Origin of the sequence: Citrobacter sp. TBCS-14 (assembly GCF_005280805.1) — a bacterium.
GTDB lineage: Bacteria > Pseudomonadota > Gammaproteobacteria > Enterobacterales > Enterobacteriaceae > Citrobacter > Citrobacter gillenii.
The window spans coordinates 166,963-179,816 of the sequence record NZ_SZWM01000164.1 but is presented as its reverse complement, the minus strand read 5'-3'; the positions used below and the strand labels follow the sequence as shown (position 1 = coordinate 179,816).

Sequence of the window (12,854 nt, the reverse complement as noted above, 5' to 3'; positions counted from 1 at the left end):
GATGCACGATCAGGTGTTTACCTGTTGCCATGCCTGCGCATAGGCCTGTGCGTTATGAAGAACCTGTTCACGACTTACGCCCGCACGGTACAGACCGCCGCCGCAGCCAAAGCCTTTTGCACCGCCCATGCACCAGCGTCTCAGCTGCTGCGCCTCGGCGGAAACGCCGCCAACCGGCATGCAAACAATATGAGGTGGCAGCACCACGCAGATCGCCCGCAGTATCTCCGGGGAGATCATTTCCGCCGGATAAAACTTCAGCCCACTGGCTCCGGCCTCCAGCGCCATAAATGCTTCGCTCGGTGTCGTCACACCCGGTAAGCTGATGACGCCACGTTCCCGGCTGCGGTGGATCACTGACGTGTTCATATTTGGCGAGATAATCATCTGCCCGCCCGCCTCCACGACATTGTCGACCTGTTCAGGCGTCAACACGGTACCCGCCCCGACGATAGCATGCGCGCCAGCGCGTTCACGTAGCAGCGTGATCGAATCGAGCGCTCGTGGTGAATTTAGCGGAACCTCCAACCAGGTGAATCCCGCCTCAAGCAGTGCATCACCAATTTCAGGCGCATCCTCCGGCGTCAGGCCGCGCAGAATGGCGATCATCGGCAGCGGCGTTTTCTGCCACAGCGTGGCAAAATCAAAACTGTCCATTACGTTTCTCTGTTAATTGATGTTGAAGAGACTGCATCCCGGCGATAAAACAGCGATCGCCATCAATGCAGCGTGTCTGAACCCCACACACGGTCGCGGCAAGCTGATAGCGACGCGTCAATGCCGCGCTGCCCACAAGCCAGATTTGCCCGGAGTAGTCCGTAGTAAACTCCGCCCCCATTAATAAGCCGGAGAGATAGTCGCCTACCGAGGAAGCAGGCAATTCTCCCGAAAGCCGCAGCGTTCGGGCAGAAAAAAGCAGTTGGCTTAACGGCTGGTCCCGACGGGCAACGTTCACGCCGCGCAAAAAAGCAGACTCATCCTCAACGGCTTCCGGTAGTGCGCGTCCGAGCAGCGAATGCGCGAGCAGCAGGTGGTACAACTCACCGGTCATGTAGGTTGAAAAATCGGTGACCTGCCGCTGCCGGACCCGAGCGTGTTTACTGTGCGTACCGGGTAAAATCGCCTGAAAATCGTCAAGCCCTGCCAGTAAAGCCAGCCCGAGCAACTGGACCTCTTCACCGCGCATCACATCCGGTATTTCACCCGAGGAAGATTGACGAAGTCCCGGAATAATCCACGCCTCGCTCCCCCATGAGGTGATGAAATATTTGCTACGCGAAATCAAACTGTCGACCCCGGCTGGGATCGGACAATAATCCACGTCATGCCAGCCCTGCTGTGAGCCGACCATCCCGGCCATCACGATGACCGGCGCGGCATGCGTAAGCCAGTCGCCTAACAGCGTTTTCAGCGTCGCGTCAAACTGACCTTGTCCAACATGAAGCAGCCCGCAGTTGGCGCTGCGCTTATCCAGCACGTCCTTATCGTTGATCAACCACGCTCGGAAGTTAGACGTTCCCCAGTCAATCGCAATCCACGCCCCAGCCATCTTGTAACCTCAATAACTCAATCTTGTATGACAAGAATGTAGTTAATTTTATATGAACGATCTGTGAGCGCGATCGAGAAGTGCAATAAATCGTTATATTTATTAATCTGAACGGACATGAAATAAAATCTTGTATGCGTTACCTACTGCTTTATAGTTACAATGAAAGGACTCTCTTATCTTCAAGGCACACTATGACGACGCCCCAGGCCACAATTTCCGAAACGATCACCCGCGATCTGGCAATGAAGATCATCTGCGGGACCCTGAGCGATGGGGAGATGCTCCCCGGTGAAAATGAACTTGCCGTGCAGTACTCTGCCTCGCGAACCTCAGTGCGAAACGCGCTGCATGTCCTGTCAGCCAAAGGCTTGCTGTCAATTCAGGCAAAACGGCGCAGCACGGTAAACCCGCGCGAACTCTGGAGTTTTCTCGACACCGACGTGCTGGGCTGGATGGAAGAAGTGGGTATTGCGCCTGATGTCGCAGAACAACTGGTGGTAACGCGTCTAATGTTCGAACCTAACGCCGCCGCGCTGGCCGCCGCCAACGCCACTGCCCGCGATTTGGCCGCCATTGAGGAGGCCTGGACGCTGATGTCGCGTGGGCAACAGCAGGATAAGATCGCGCTGTTTGAAGAAGGCGATCTGGCCTTTCACACGGCGCTGTTAAAGTCCTGCCATAACCCGTTTTTGATGTCGATTGGCAATGCGCTTTCAGCAGCTATGATGCTGTCATTTAAACAGACACAGGAGGCTTCGGTCAGGGAAACAGAGCATGCTGTAGAACAGCACCGCCTGCTGCTGGAAGCCATTCGCCTTCGCCAAGGCGTTACGGCGCGGGAGTGCATGCGGGATATCATCCTGAGCGCCGCCAACCGACATCTGTGGACCACGCTACCGGAAAAATACGCACATCTGATTTGATAGTCGCCTCTAAATCGCAAGAATCGCTGCTGTTCAGCAACATTTTTGCAATATAATAAGGGGGATGTTAAACGCTGAACCTGAACAGGTGACTAATGGAAATTGATCTCGATAATCTGGTCTTTGATGGGCTCGATGAAGCGCAAGAGCGCAATGCGGAACGTCTGGAAGATGCAGACAAAAAAGCACAGGAAATGATTGCGGATAATGACTGCGGCGATGCCTGCAAAATCTAATCCCTGAACCGGCGTAATGCCGGTTTTTTTATCTCCAGTCAGCGTGTATAGCGCAATGCTTCAATCAGCTGAGCAAAGGCAGCGGTGTGCTGTTTGCGACTGGGATAATACAAATAATAACCCGTACACGCAGCGCCTGGCCCTCTTTGAGATAATAGAAATCGTTAAAATTATCACGCAGCATGACTGGCCCCCAATTCCACATCGGTTATCGGTTTATGGTACAGGCCCGCATGGAAATACAGTAGCGTTTCTGGATAATTTGCATTGTATTTACCCATTATTAACAGCTATTTCACTAATATCATTTTGTATATAGATAAGAATTTTTTCTTATTTTGCGCCATCGATAAGTTATGGGAGCGTTAATAGCACAAACCAATAACTACAGGGATTTCATATAATGATGGCAACGAAAATTCAGCGCGCTAAAAAATCAATCCTGGCTCTTAGCATATTGTCCGCGTCGGGCATGATGGCTTCGCAGGCTCAGGCCGATCAACTGGCCGATATCAAAGCTGCAGGCGTGGTGAAAGTCGCAACGTTCGACGCTAACCCACCGTTTGGCTCTGTTGATGCGAAAACACATAAAATTGTCGGCTATGACGTGGATTTTGCCGAAGCGCTGGCAAAATCACTCGGTGTAAAACTGGAACTGGTGGCAACCAATCCGGCCAACCGCATTCCGCTGTTGCAATCCGGTAAGGCCGATTTAATCGTTGCGGATATTACGATTACGCCGGAGCGGGCGCAGGTCATCGACTTTTCGGTCCCCTATTTTGTCACCGGACAGCAGTTCCTGGTGCCCGCAAAATCCCCGGACAAGCTTGATGATTACAGCAAGGCACGCATCGGCGCGGTGAAAGGCACTACCGGTGAACAGGCGCTACATCAGCGCTTCCCACAGTCACGCGTGCTGGCCTACGACGATATTCCGCTGGCGCTGACCGCACTGCGCAATGGCAATGTTCAGGCCATCACCCAGGACAGTACTATTCTGGCGGGCCTGTTAGGTGGCGCACCGGATAAAGCAGATTTCAAAATTTTACCTGACCTGCTGAGTAAAGAAGAGATCGGCGTAGGGGTGAAAAAAGGCGAAACGGCGCTGTTAAACGCGGTAAACGACGAACTGCTGAAACTTGAGTCGACCGGTCAGGCGGCCAAAATCTACGATGTCTGGTTTGGGCCTGAAACCAAAAATCCCCAGCCCCGCGCCTTTAAAATAGAAGCGAAGTAATATGCTCTCAGGTCTGTTTCCTCGCTCCGCAGCGCCAGCTGCGGATTTTACGCAGTTGCGTCAGGCGCGGGTCGAGCTGCGCAATGTGCATAAACAGTATGACGCACAGGTGGTGTTAAATGACGTTAACCTGACCGTGGAGCCCGGTGAAGTGGTCACCATTCTGGGCCCTTCCGGCTCAGGGAAATCTACGCTTATTCGCCTGATCAATCAGCTTGAATCACTTAGCGGGGGCGATATTTTCATTGATGATCACCCGATCGGCCAGCTGCGCGGCGCGGCCTTACGTCAGTTACGCAGTCGCATTGGTTTTGTGTTCCAGCAGTTCAATCTTTACGCACATCTGACGGCGCAGCAGAACATCTCGTTGGCGCTGGAATATGTTCACGGCTGGAATAAAACGGAGGCGAAACGACGCGCACTTGAGCTGCTGGAACAGGTCGGACTGGCTGACAAAGCCGGGGCCTACGCCGCACAGCTTTCCGGCGGTCAGCAACAGCGCGTTGCCATCGCGCGCGCCCTGGCCTCCTCTCCACAAATCATCCTGTTTGATGAACCCACTTCCGCGCTGGATCCCGAAATGATCGGCGAAGTGCTGCTGGTGATGAAAAACCTCGCCCATAGTGGCATCACGATGATTGTCGTCACTCACGAAATGCATTTCGCCCGCGAGATTGCCGATCGGGTGGTTTTCATTGATGGCGGCGACATTCTCGAAGTGGCGCCCCCCGAGGCGTTCTTTACCCGCCCGCAGCACCCAAGGACCCGACGTTTCCTGAAAAAAGTTCTCGACCCGTTACATCAGGAGTCATCGTTATAATGCACGCAATGGACTGGCAGGGAGTGCTGAGCGGGCAACCTCTGCAATGGATAATGTCAGGTTTTCTGACCACGCTATGGGTGACACTGGTGGGGATCGTACTCGCCACATTGCTGGCCATCTTACTGCTCGGCCTGCGCCTTTCGGGTAATCGCATCGCCGGTGGCATGGTCAGCGTGTGGGTTTCAGTTTTTCGCAACACGCCGTTACTGGTACAACTGATGTTCTGGTATTTCGCCGCATGGAATCTGCTTCCCCGGGGGGTAATTACCTTCATCAATGCTGAGCACCCGTGGTCCATTCTGCCGGGAGAGGTCTGGTGGTTAACGCCGGAGTTTCTCTGTTCGGCCTGGGGGCTGGGGATTTTTACGTCAGCTTTTTTGGTGGAGGAAATCGCCTCCGGTTTACAGGCGGTGTCCAGCGGGCATCGGGAAGCCGCCGTGGCGCAGGGTTTTTCTTCCTGGGCGGCCTTTCGGCATATTCTGTTGCCTCAGGGCCTGGCTAACGCCTGGCAGCCAATCGTCGGGCAGTATCTCAATTTAATGAAGCTCTCATCGCTTGCCAGCGGTATTGGTTTCGCTGAACTGACCTACCAGGTTCGGCAAATCGAGAGTTATAACGCCCACGCACTGGAAGCGTTTGCCGTCGGCACCGGGCTGTATCTGCTCACTGGGCTTGTGCTGGGAATGCTGCTCACGCGACTTGGCCCTCGGCCCGTACCGGCAAAACGATCTGCGGTAAAAATCCACATCTTGAGCATCCGGAGTCCACAGCATGATCGCTAATATTTCGGTGATTACCGACAATCTGGACTATCTCCTGTGGGGACGCGCGGCACAGGGACAGCCGGGGGGAGTTCTGCTCACGTTACTGATGGCAATTGGCGCTGCGGTGCTGGCGCTGCCCGCCGGGATTCTCCTCGCCTGCTGCGCGTGGCGGTTCCCGGGCGTGGTGCGCAAGGGACTGTTTGTCTGGGCGGAGTTTATTCGCGGTATTCCGCTCATTTTTGTCATTTTCTGGATGTGGTACCTGCTGCCCATGCTGACAGGCAGCGATCTGCCAGGGGCGGCGACCGTCACGCTGGCGCTAGCCTGGTTTACCGCCGCCTCGGTAATGCACTCCGTGTATGCGGGCTTAAACGCGCTGCCTGGCGGTCAGTATGAGGCGTCAGTGGCTCAAGGATTTCGCCCGTTTCAGACGTTGTGGCTGATTTTACTGCCACAGGTGCTGCGTAATATTCTGCCATCGCTGACGGGGATTTTTATTGGGTTACTAAAAGATACGTCGCTGGCGTTTATCGTCAACGTCCCTGAACTGACGACGGTTGCCGGTCAGGTGAACAGCCGCGTGCAGATTTACCCGGCTGCGATTTTTGTCTTTACCGGACTGGTTTACTACCTGCTGTGTTTTGGGCTGGAGAAAGTCGCCCGGCATCGGTTCGCGCTAAAATAATGCCACGGCTCAACAGGCCACGAACTGGTGGTCGTCGTTGAGCCGGTATTTCACACCGGCACGGATATTATTCTCACCCTCGATGGCAACGGCAAACCGCATTCTCTCCCCGTCGTGATAGGCAAGCGCGGCACATCCACCGGGGCCGAGAATGATTGAATCGACCTCGCCGGTACTGGCAACGACCGCATTTTCACCGCTGGCAATAATGTGCACATTGTCAGCACAGTTAGCAATCTTTGACTCAGGGCCAAAGCTGGCGATCTGCGTGAGATCGCCGCTGCTGGCAATACGGCTGCGCTCGCCCAACGAACTGATACGCACACGCATGCCGGTACTGGCGATGCGCGTGCCGTTTCCCACGCTGCTGACGCGCGTGGAATTTCCCGCAACCGCAATTCTGCTGCGATTGCCGGAGCTGCCGACATGCGTATTGTACCCCACGCTGCCAATGCGGGCGCTGTACCCCGCGCTGGCAATCTGTGCGGCGTACCCGGCGCTGGCGATTTTGACGTTATCACCTGCACTGCCAAGGCTGTCGCTGTCCGTTGCACTCGCCAGCTGTCTGCCATTGTCGTCTGCCGTTTGCGGGCTGGCTAAACGCGCCATCGCGAAAATATCCTGCTGCACAAAACGTGCTTCATCCAGCCATTTAGACCAGCCATATTCCACGAGGCTGTCCGCCCAGTCGCCGAAACCCTCTCGCTCAAGCGCACGGTGAACATCCGCATAGCTGCCACCGTCCGGAAACGAACGCAGAAACCAGCGGTACAACACGGGCCCGACGCGCCAGGCCCGTAAGTCACTAGAGGTTATCATCATTGCTTAATGCCGATGATAGCCATCCACCATGCACCTGAAGGTTTCGCCCGGGGTGCGTCCCGTGGTGCAGAGATAAAGATGTCCAAAAATGAAAAACAGACTCACTATCGCCAGCGCAAAGTGCGCCTGCAGCAACCAGTAACGCACACCCGGGAACAGATCGCCCACCGCTTGCGGATACAGCGACAGCAAACCAGAAATCAGCAACAGCGGTAACAGTCCGTACATTACGCCGACATAGGCCGCCTGCTGTAACGGGTTGAACTTAGACCGCGTGGATGCCGGGAACGGGTGTGCCTCACCCTGCATAATGCCAAACAGATAAAACCGCGTCTGTCGTTGCGCCCGCCCAATCCAGCCCTGGCGTTTAATCATATAATGATGCCCGTTGCCACCGATCAGGTTGATCAGCACAAAGCCAATCCAGCACGCCAGCAGCAAGAAGCCACAGATTTCGTGCACAGCATGCAGGCTTTTCATTACCGGGGCGCTGACGGCAGAAAAGTGGTTGACCAGGCCACTGCCCAGCAGCAGTAAAAACAGCAGCGCATTCGACCAGTGCCACAGGCGGACCGCCTTAGAGTACAGATAAACTTTCTCACCGTGCCCGGCTGACGCTTTATTGGCAGAGCGAAAGCGCAACATGGCGTGTAGCGCCAGCACCAGCCACATCCCCACCAGCATTAACCCGGCAGCCACCAGCCAGACGGGCCAGTAGTCGGGCTTAAACAAGGGGACGTACTGCGCCAGTTGCGCATGAAACTGTTCGGCATTCTGCGACGCGTTCATACATTATCCTTTTTAATCAAATGTTGACCGAACCGACGATACAGATGGGGTTTCCCGGCGCCTGCCAGCTGATACTCGTAAAACTTGTTTTCGCGCAGCCAGGCCTGAACCTGCGGACTATCTTCGCGCCCAAATATCAGCGCATGTTCCGGGCACGCATTCACGCAGATAGGCGGGAAGCCTTTTGCCAGACGTGACTCGGCGCAGAAGTCACATTTGTCGGCCACTTTGGTTTGCGGATTAAGATAGCGAACCTGATAAGGACAGGCCCCTATGCAGTAGCTACAGCCAATGCAACGCGCGGCGTCAACCCGCACAATCCCATTCTCATCGCGCCAGGAAGCACCGGTCGGACACACCTCAATACAGGGCGCATCGTCACAATGCTGGCAGGACTGGCGGAAATAGTGATACAGGGTCTCGTTGTCGTTATCCGACACCGGAATATGGGCAATCGACAAACGGCTACCCTGGGCTGGAACATGGTTGGTTTTTCTGCACGCTCGGGCACAAATATTACAGCCGTTGCACAATGACTCATCATGAATCATGACATAACGAACCGCTTGCGTATTTTTGGTACTTGCTAACAAGGTTTGGCCTGGGCCGGTGAAAAAAATCACCGTCCCCATGCCAATGACAAATTTTCGTCGGGTGAAGGACATCGGGTTATCCTCTAATGCTGTGACAGTGATCGTCCACACGTTCCATGACATTTACCTGATCAATTCAGGGGTTCTGGTACTGCTCAACCTCAAGCCATTCACACAGGCCGTACGCCTTGCCGTAGCGCATAAAGCGCTCGCTAAACAGATAAGGTTCCGCATTCGACGCTTCCACAACGCGTATATCTGCGTAATCCGGGTGCGTTTCCATGGCGGTCAGCGCCGCGGCTATCTGTTGAGGTGCAAAGTGATACGGCGACTGTCCGAGCATGGCGACCTTATACGGGCGAGGATACGTTCGGCAGTCAAAGCGCACCGCCTCGGCGATCGCCCGGCAGATATCGTTTTCCACCACCTGCACGCACATGTCGGCATAGTTAGCCGTCATGGTCTGCGTCGAGTAGAAATACACATCTTCCGCACCCTGCACGCAGGTAATATCCGCACTTCCCGCCTGCTCATGCATGGCGTCCAGCAGCAGCGTAAGGTCTGTTTCAGGCATTGAATAAGGTGGCTGCAAAAACACACCGCGCGCCACCAACTGGCCCGACGTGGAGTGCTGGCGGATAAAATCCGCCATTATCGACTCCGCCGTCACCGGCTCTTCGGCCTGCGGCGTGTTGCTGTGCTCTACGGCCGGGTGTAACGCCTGTAGCCACTGTCGTTTTTGGCTATCCACCTCATCAGGAAGCGCTATACACGCTTCCTCATCGGCGACCAGAACGTCGCTCACGTTAGTCATCTCACGTTCCTTACGCCGGCAGCAGATTCTGCGCAGCCAGATCGGCTGCCACATCCTCAAGACCGAGGCGATTCAGGGTTTCACGCGTTGGGCAGCCGAGTTCCGGGTCCCAGCCCATTTCCTGATAGAACATCGTCAATGACTGGCGCATATCTTCCCGATCCATTTTGTCGGTCCCTTCGGTAAACACCGGGATCTTAGGATCTTTGTCGAAGACCCAGGAGCAGATAAGATCGTGCTCATTGCGCATATCTTTGGTTTGCATCAGCTTCACTGTATAGGCACGGTGCAACGTAAAAATACGCTCAGCGGCGAGATCCAGGCTTGCCTGCGTTGTTTCATCACCGGTTACCGCCTGGAAGAATTTCGCTTCCAGATCCAGATCCCCACGATAGTTTCGACTCTTCAGCGGCGACACCGTCATCGGCCAGACCCAGTTGCACAGCGTGACGGCGTTATGCAGACAGACCTTCAGCAGCGTCCATTTGGCATATTTAATTTTGGCGGCGTTGATTGGGGTGTAGTTTTTGGTTTCGTCGTAGGCATCCTGTGAGCCAAACAACTCACCCGCCACTTCACGCTGTAATTTCAACGGCAAACCAGAGCCGATAAAGTTGATGTGGGTGTGCGCCATGCAGTCACGGTTAAACATGCAGTTGGTGATCGCCCCCACCTGTGCCGAGGCCTCGTTAGCATGGTGAACAGGAAAACCAAACGGCGACCACAGTTTGTTTTTGGCATAGCCCCAGTACTCGTCGCCTAAATTCCAGCGTTCGGCAATGGCATATGACCCATCTGCAAGGTGGCTGAGTTCGCCGACGCGATGCGCCAGGCGGTAGTAGAAATCTTTAATAAAATTAGGATCGCCCGCTTCCAGCTGATCCCAACGGATCTCGGCATACTCTTCAGCCGGCAGCACGCGTTTAAAAACGCCTTTGGCGTAGCAGTAGGTAAAATCACGGTGCAATTGCCCGTAGTTACACCAGATACCGTAGTCGTCGAACAGGTTCAGGCCAACCAGATTCCCCACCACGCGGCCATCATCTTTCTCGTCAAAATCTTTCGGGCCGTTCGGGAAAATCGTGGTGTGCACGAAGTTCGCCACGCAGGTGTTACCACCGGTACTCGGTACACCAAAATCTTTAACACGCGGGACGTTGAGCTGGGTCATACAGCGAATCGGGCATGAGTGACAGCCGCTCATTTTGACCGTGTATTTTTCTGCGGCCGGTCCGAGATCGAACACCGACTTGTAGGTACGAAAGCCGACGGTATTTTGGTTGCCTGGCGGGATTTCCCCCGTTTCAATCGGGCCGCCTTCCGCCGCGCCCCAGAACAGCCCTTTACGCGCCGTCCAGCGTGAGTTTGGCGATGAATATTCAGCCCACGCCTGTGGCGTGCTCGGCACCACATGGTTGTTGTTAGCGCCGATAAGCTCGGTCATCATGTAATCGTTCAGCCGCTTCATCTCTTTGCGATCGGCGATGTTGACCCCTTTTGTGCCTTCAACCGCAATGGCCTTCAGGTTCTTCGAGCCCATCACCGCACCGGTGCCAGCACCGCCGCTGTGGTTGCGGCTGTTGATCATACAGGACAGAGGTACCAGATTTTCTCCCGCCTGACCGATGGCGGTGACGCAGGTTTCCGGGCTGGTGATGCGACAAATTTCTTCGGTCGTAGCGCGTGTACCCTTGCCCCACAGGAAGTCGGCTTTTTCGATGCTGACTTTGTCGTCTTTGATATTGATCCAGACAGGCGATGCCGCCTTACCTTCAATCACAATCGCGTCATAGCCGGCAAATTTCATTTGTGCCGCAAAGAAGCCGCCCATATGGGCATCAACGACTAAATTACCTTTGGTAAAGGTTGATAATGAGGTGATATTGACGCGTGAACTGCAGGGTGCGCCCGAGCCAGTGAGGGGACCGGTGGCGAAAACCAGTTTATTCCCTTCATCAAAAGGTTTTGTGCCTGGCGGGACTTCGTCGTACATAATTTTATAACCAAAGCCCATCCCACCGACAAATTTTTTAAATTTACTGGAATCTTCCACGGTGATATTACCCGTCGTGAGATTGACCCGTAAAATATTACCTGTCCAACCATTAGCCATCATTTTTTCCTTTGCTAGAAGGTTTAATAGATATACCCGTCATTTTGCTGGCCGCATTTCTGTACATAGCGGCAATTTTTTTGGCAATTAATGACGCGTATCAGGCAAGCCTGCGATCCATCAAACGGTAATCTCTTTCCATTCGATAATTTTTAATGCTCCAGTCGGACAAGCATTGGCGCATTCCCCACACAACACACATTTCGAGGATTTTTTAGTTTCGGTATTCACGGTCGCCATCATCCAAGGACAGGCAGTGGTACACGCGCTACAGCCAATACAGCGCTTGTGATCCACCGCAATACAACCGTCTTCCTGTTTCCAGGTAATTGCGCCTATCGGGCAGACAGCCATACATTGCGGATCTTTGCACTGGCGGCAGGTATCGGCGGTGTAGTTTAAATCGCCGTATAGTCCGCCACCGGAACCGACACCGTTGTCACCAAAGAAAAAGTTGCGATGGATTTTGATACGGGAAAAGAAGGTGCCAACGGCGCCATCGTTATAATTCGTACAGGAAATTTCGCAGCGGTGGCATCCTGTGCAGCGTGCACGTTGCGTCACCAGCACTCCTTTCGGCGTGTTAATCAGCCCGACAGTGCCGCTATCGACATCTTCCTGCTTACAGCCAAAAAGTGATAACAGTGCGGGGGCAATGGTTAACCCTGCCAGACCTTTTCCTGATATCCGTAGAAATTCAAGTCGCGTTAAACCACAATCTAAAAATGGACGATCAACCTGGTTCATTTATTTCGCATCCTCTTCGCAAACGCTGTAGCAGCAACACATCCAGTGCTCATGTTTATACGCGCCGGGCAGGCCAAATCGGGCCACTGATGTTGCCGACAACACGTGATATTTTTGCCCTAACCTGATCGCATCAATGACGGTGGTTAAACGGAGTGAATCTTTACCCTCAAGACAGGAATAACCCTTTAGGGTTAGGCGGATAAATAATGTGGTTATTCATAGCCTGTAACCTTGATCGTTATCAAGTAAAAACGGGAAGGAGAATAATTAATGCGGAGTGATATTTATTATCATTAAGGCAGGTTGAAATAGTATTTCATCTGCATTACAAATATTTGTGATTACACCTCCAAATATAAGCGTTTGTTTTAATCGATATATAATATAATACATAACGACAAATACATTTTTCTGCACTTTTTATTTTCAAAGATGAATTATATATATTGATAGAATACCGTGGCAGAATTACAGGGCGGTAGCCTTTCTCCACCGCCCTTTTCAGGATTAACCGGCTAACGCTTTAATCACCGTCTCCATGGCCTGTTTTTCTAACTCACTGCGTTGCACACGCTGATTGGCGAGGGTGGTTCTCAGTACACCGGCAATGACGATATGCTTAGGCTCTTGTCCCAGATCGCGCATTTCCAGTACTACTTTACCAACAACTCTGCACATCTCGCGGTACAGTTCGTCATCTTTGGTCTGATTACCCATATTTGCCTGCTCGTCATTAGCTCAAACCAACAGCAT

15 protein-coding genes are annotated in these 12,854 nt (G+C 53.5%); 6 read left to right on the top strand and 9 right to left on the bottom strand.

Annotated features, from left to right (window positions below; all coding sequences use genetic code 11):
- Positions 1-9: 9 nt before the first annotated feature.
- Positions 10-657: a 2-dehydro-3-deoxy-6-phosphogalactonate aldolase gene (locus FDX22_RS04585; RefSeq protein ID WP_146716773.1), complete on the bottom strand. Its 648-nt coding sequence runs from the start codon at positions 655-657 to the stop codon at positions 10-12.
- The gene (locus FDX22_RS04580; protein ID WP_115258612.1) at positions 644-1,549 is read right to left on the bottom strand and encodes a 2-dehydro-3-deoxygalactonokinase; all 906 of its coding nucleotides are present in this window, start codon (positions 1,547-1,549) and stop codon (positions 644-646) included. Before FDX22_RS04580 ends, FDX22_RS04585 begins: the two co-directional genes overlap by 14 nt.
- A gap of 194 nt (positions 1,550-1,743) precedes the next feature.
- On the opposite strand from FDX22_RS04580, the gene FDX22_RS04575 reads away from it, so the two are divergent.
- The 6 genes from FDX22_RS04575 (at position 1,744) to FDX22_RS04550 (ending at position 6,220) form a co-directional block, all read left to right on the top strand.
- Entirely contained in the window at positions 1,744-2,475 is a 732-nt protein-coding gene (locus tag FDX22_RS04575; RefSeq protein ID WP_115258613.1) for a FadR/GntR family transcriptional regulator, read from the top strand.
- A gap of 95 nt (positions 2,476-2,570) precedes the next feature.
- Positions 2,571-2,711, top strand: coding sequence for a hypothetical protein (locus FDX22_RS04570; protein WP_096757192.1), 141 nt, complete (start codon positions 2,571-2,573; stop codon positions 2,709-2,711).
- 403 nt (positions 2,712-3,114) lie between these two features.
- A complete protein-coding gene (locus FDX22_RS04565; RefSeq protein ID WP_115258614.1) occupies positions 3,115-3,948 on the top strand; it encodes an ABC transporter substrate-binding protein in 834 nt (277 codons plus the stop codon).
- A 1-nt stretch (position 3,949) separates the two neighbouring features.
- Positions 3,950-4,768: an amino acid ABC transporter ATP-binding protein gene (locus FDX22_RS04560; RefSeq protein ID WP_135912115.1), complete on the top strand. Its 819-nt coding sequence runs from the start codon at positions 3,950-3,952 to the stop codon at positions 4,766-4,768.
- On the top strand, positions 4,768-5,553 hold the full coding sequence (locus FDX22_RS04555; protein ID WP_135912116.1) for an amino acid ABC transporter permease: 786 nt from the start codon (positions 4,768-4,770) through the stop codon (positions 5,551-5,553). The genes FDX22_RS04560 and FDX22_RS04555 overlap by 1 nt, the downstream gene beginning before the upstream one ends.
- Positions 5,543-6,220 (top strand): amino acid ABC transporter permease, encoded by a 678-nt coding sequence (locus FDX22_RS04550; RefSeq protein WP_096757196.1) that lies wholly within the window; start codon positions 5,543-5,545, stop codon positions 6,218-6,220. Before FDX22_RS04555 ends, FDX22_RS04550 begins: the two co-directional genes overlap by 11 nt.
- A gap of 9 nt (positions 6,221-6,229) precedes the next feature.
- Here FDX22_RS04550 and ydhT read toward each other — a convergent pair whose 3' ends face one another.
- The 7 genes from ydhT to fumD form a co-directional block, all read right to left on the bottom strand.
- Positions 6,230-7,042, bottom strand: a complete 813-nt coding sequence (gene ydhT, locus FDX22_RS04545) for a protein YdhT (protein WP_117343031.1) — start codon at positions 7,040-7,042, stop codon at positions 6,230-6,232.
- A gap of 3 nt (positions 7,043-7,045) precedes the next feature.
- Entirely contained in the window at positions 7,046-7,831 is a 786-nt protein-coding gene (phsC, locus tag FDX22_RS04540) for a thiosulfate reductase cytochrome B subunit (protein ID WP_096757198.1), read from the bottom strand.
- The gene (locus tag FDX22_RS04535) at positions 7,828-8,496 is read right to left on the bottom strand and encodes a 4Fe-4S dicluster domain-containing protein (protein ID WP_096757199.1); all 669 of its coding nucleotides are present in this window, start codon (positions 8,494-8,496) and stop codon (positions 7,828-7,830) included. Before FDX22_RS04535 ends, phsC begins: the two co-directional genes overlap by 4 nt.
- Before the next feature lie 64 nt (positions 8,497-8,560).
- Entirely contained in the window at positions 8,561-9,238 is a 678-nt protein-coding gene (locus FDX22_RS04530; protein ID WP_146716772.1) for a YdhW family putative oxidoreductase system protein, read from the bottom strand.
- A 10-nt stretch (positions 9,239-9,248) separates the two neighbouring features.
- Complete coding sequence (locus tag FDX22_RS04525; protein WP_115258620.1) at positions 9,249-11,351, bottom strand: aldehyde ferredoxin oxidoreductase; 2,103 nt, start codon at positions 11,349-11,351, stop codon at positions 9,249-9,251.
- A 120-nt stretch (positions 11,352-11,471) separates the two neighbouring features.
- Positions 11,472-12,098, bottom strand: a complete 627-nt coding sequence (locus tag FDX22_RS04520; RefSeq protein ID WP_096757202.1) for a ferredoxin-like protein — start codon at positions 12,096-12,098, stop codon at positions 11,472-11,474.
- 510 nt (positions 12,099-12,608) lie between these two features.
- Positions 12,609-12,818: a fumarate hydratase FumD gene (gene fumD, locus FDX22_RS04515; RefSeq protein ID WP_096757203.1), complete on the bottom strand. Its 210-nt coding sequence runs from the start codon at positions 12,816-12,818 to the stop codon at positions 12,609-12,611.
- Between the last annotated feature and the right edge of the window lie 36 nt (positions 12,819-12,854).

Coding starts and splice junctions, on each gene's coding strand:
- FDX22_RS04575 (WP_115258613.1), top strand. CDS start 1,744: ATGACGACGCCCCAGGCCACAATTTCCGAAACGATCACCCGCGATCTG.
- FDX22_RS04550 (WP_096757196.1), top strand. CDS start 5,543: ATGATCGCTAATATTTCGGTGATTACCGACAATCTGGACTATCTCCTG.
- fumD (WP_096757203.1), bottom strand. CDS start 12,818: ATGGGTAATCAGACCAAAGATGACGAACTGTACCGCGAGATGTGCAGA.
- FDX22_RS04560 (WP_135912115.1), top strand. CDS start 3,950: ATGCTCTCAGGTCTGTTTCCTCGCTCCGCAGCGCCAGCTGCGGATTTT.
- FDX22_RS04580 (WP_115258612.1), bottom strand. CDS start 1,549: ATGGCTGGGGCGTGGATTGCGATTGACTGGGGAACGTCTAACTTCCGA.
- FDX22_RS04585 (WP_146716773.1), bottom strand. CDS start 657: ATGGACAGTTTTGATTTTGCCACGCTGTGGCAGAAAACGCCGCTGCCG.
- FDX22_RS04525 (WP_115258620.1), bottom strand. CDS start 11,351: ATGGCTAATGGTTGGACAGGTAATATTTTACGGGTCAATCTCACGACG.
- ydhT (WP_117343031.1), bottom strand. CDS start 7,042: ATGATGATAACCTCTAGTGACTTACGGGCCTGGCGCGTCGGGCCCGTG.
- FDX22_RS04565 (WP_115258614.1), top strand. CDS start 3,115: ATGATGGCAACGAAAATTCAGCGCGCTAAAAAATCAATCCTGGCTCTT.
- FDX22_RS04555 (WP_135912116.1), top strand. CDS start 4,768: ATGCACGCAATGGACTGGCAGGGAGTGCTGAGCGGGCAACCTCTGCAA.
- FDX22_RS04570 (WP_096757192.1), top strand. CDS start 2,571: ATGGAAATTGATCTCGATAATCTGGTCTTTGATGGGCTCGATGAAGCG.
- FDX22_RS04535 (WP_096757199.1), bottom strand. CDS start 8,496: ATGTCCTTCACCCGACGAAAATTTGTCATTGGCATGGGGACGGTGATT.
- phsC (WP_096757198.1), bottom strand. CDS start 7,831: ATGAACGCGTCGCAGAATGCCGAACAGTTTCATGCGCAACTGGCGCAG.
- FDX22_RS04530 (WP_146716772.1), bottom strand. CDS start 9,238: ATGACTAACGTGAGCGACGTTCTGGTCGCCGATGAGGAAGCGTGTATA.
- FDX22_RS04520 (WP_096757202.1), bottom strand. CDS start 12,098: ATGAACCAGGTTGATCGTCCATTTTTAGATTGTGGTTTAACGCGACTT.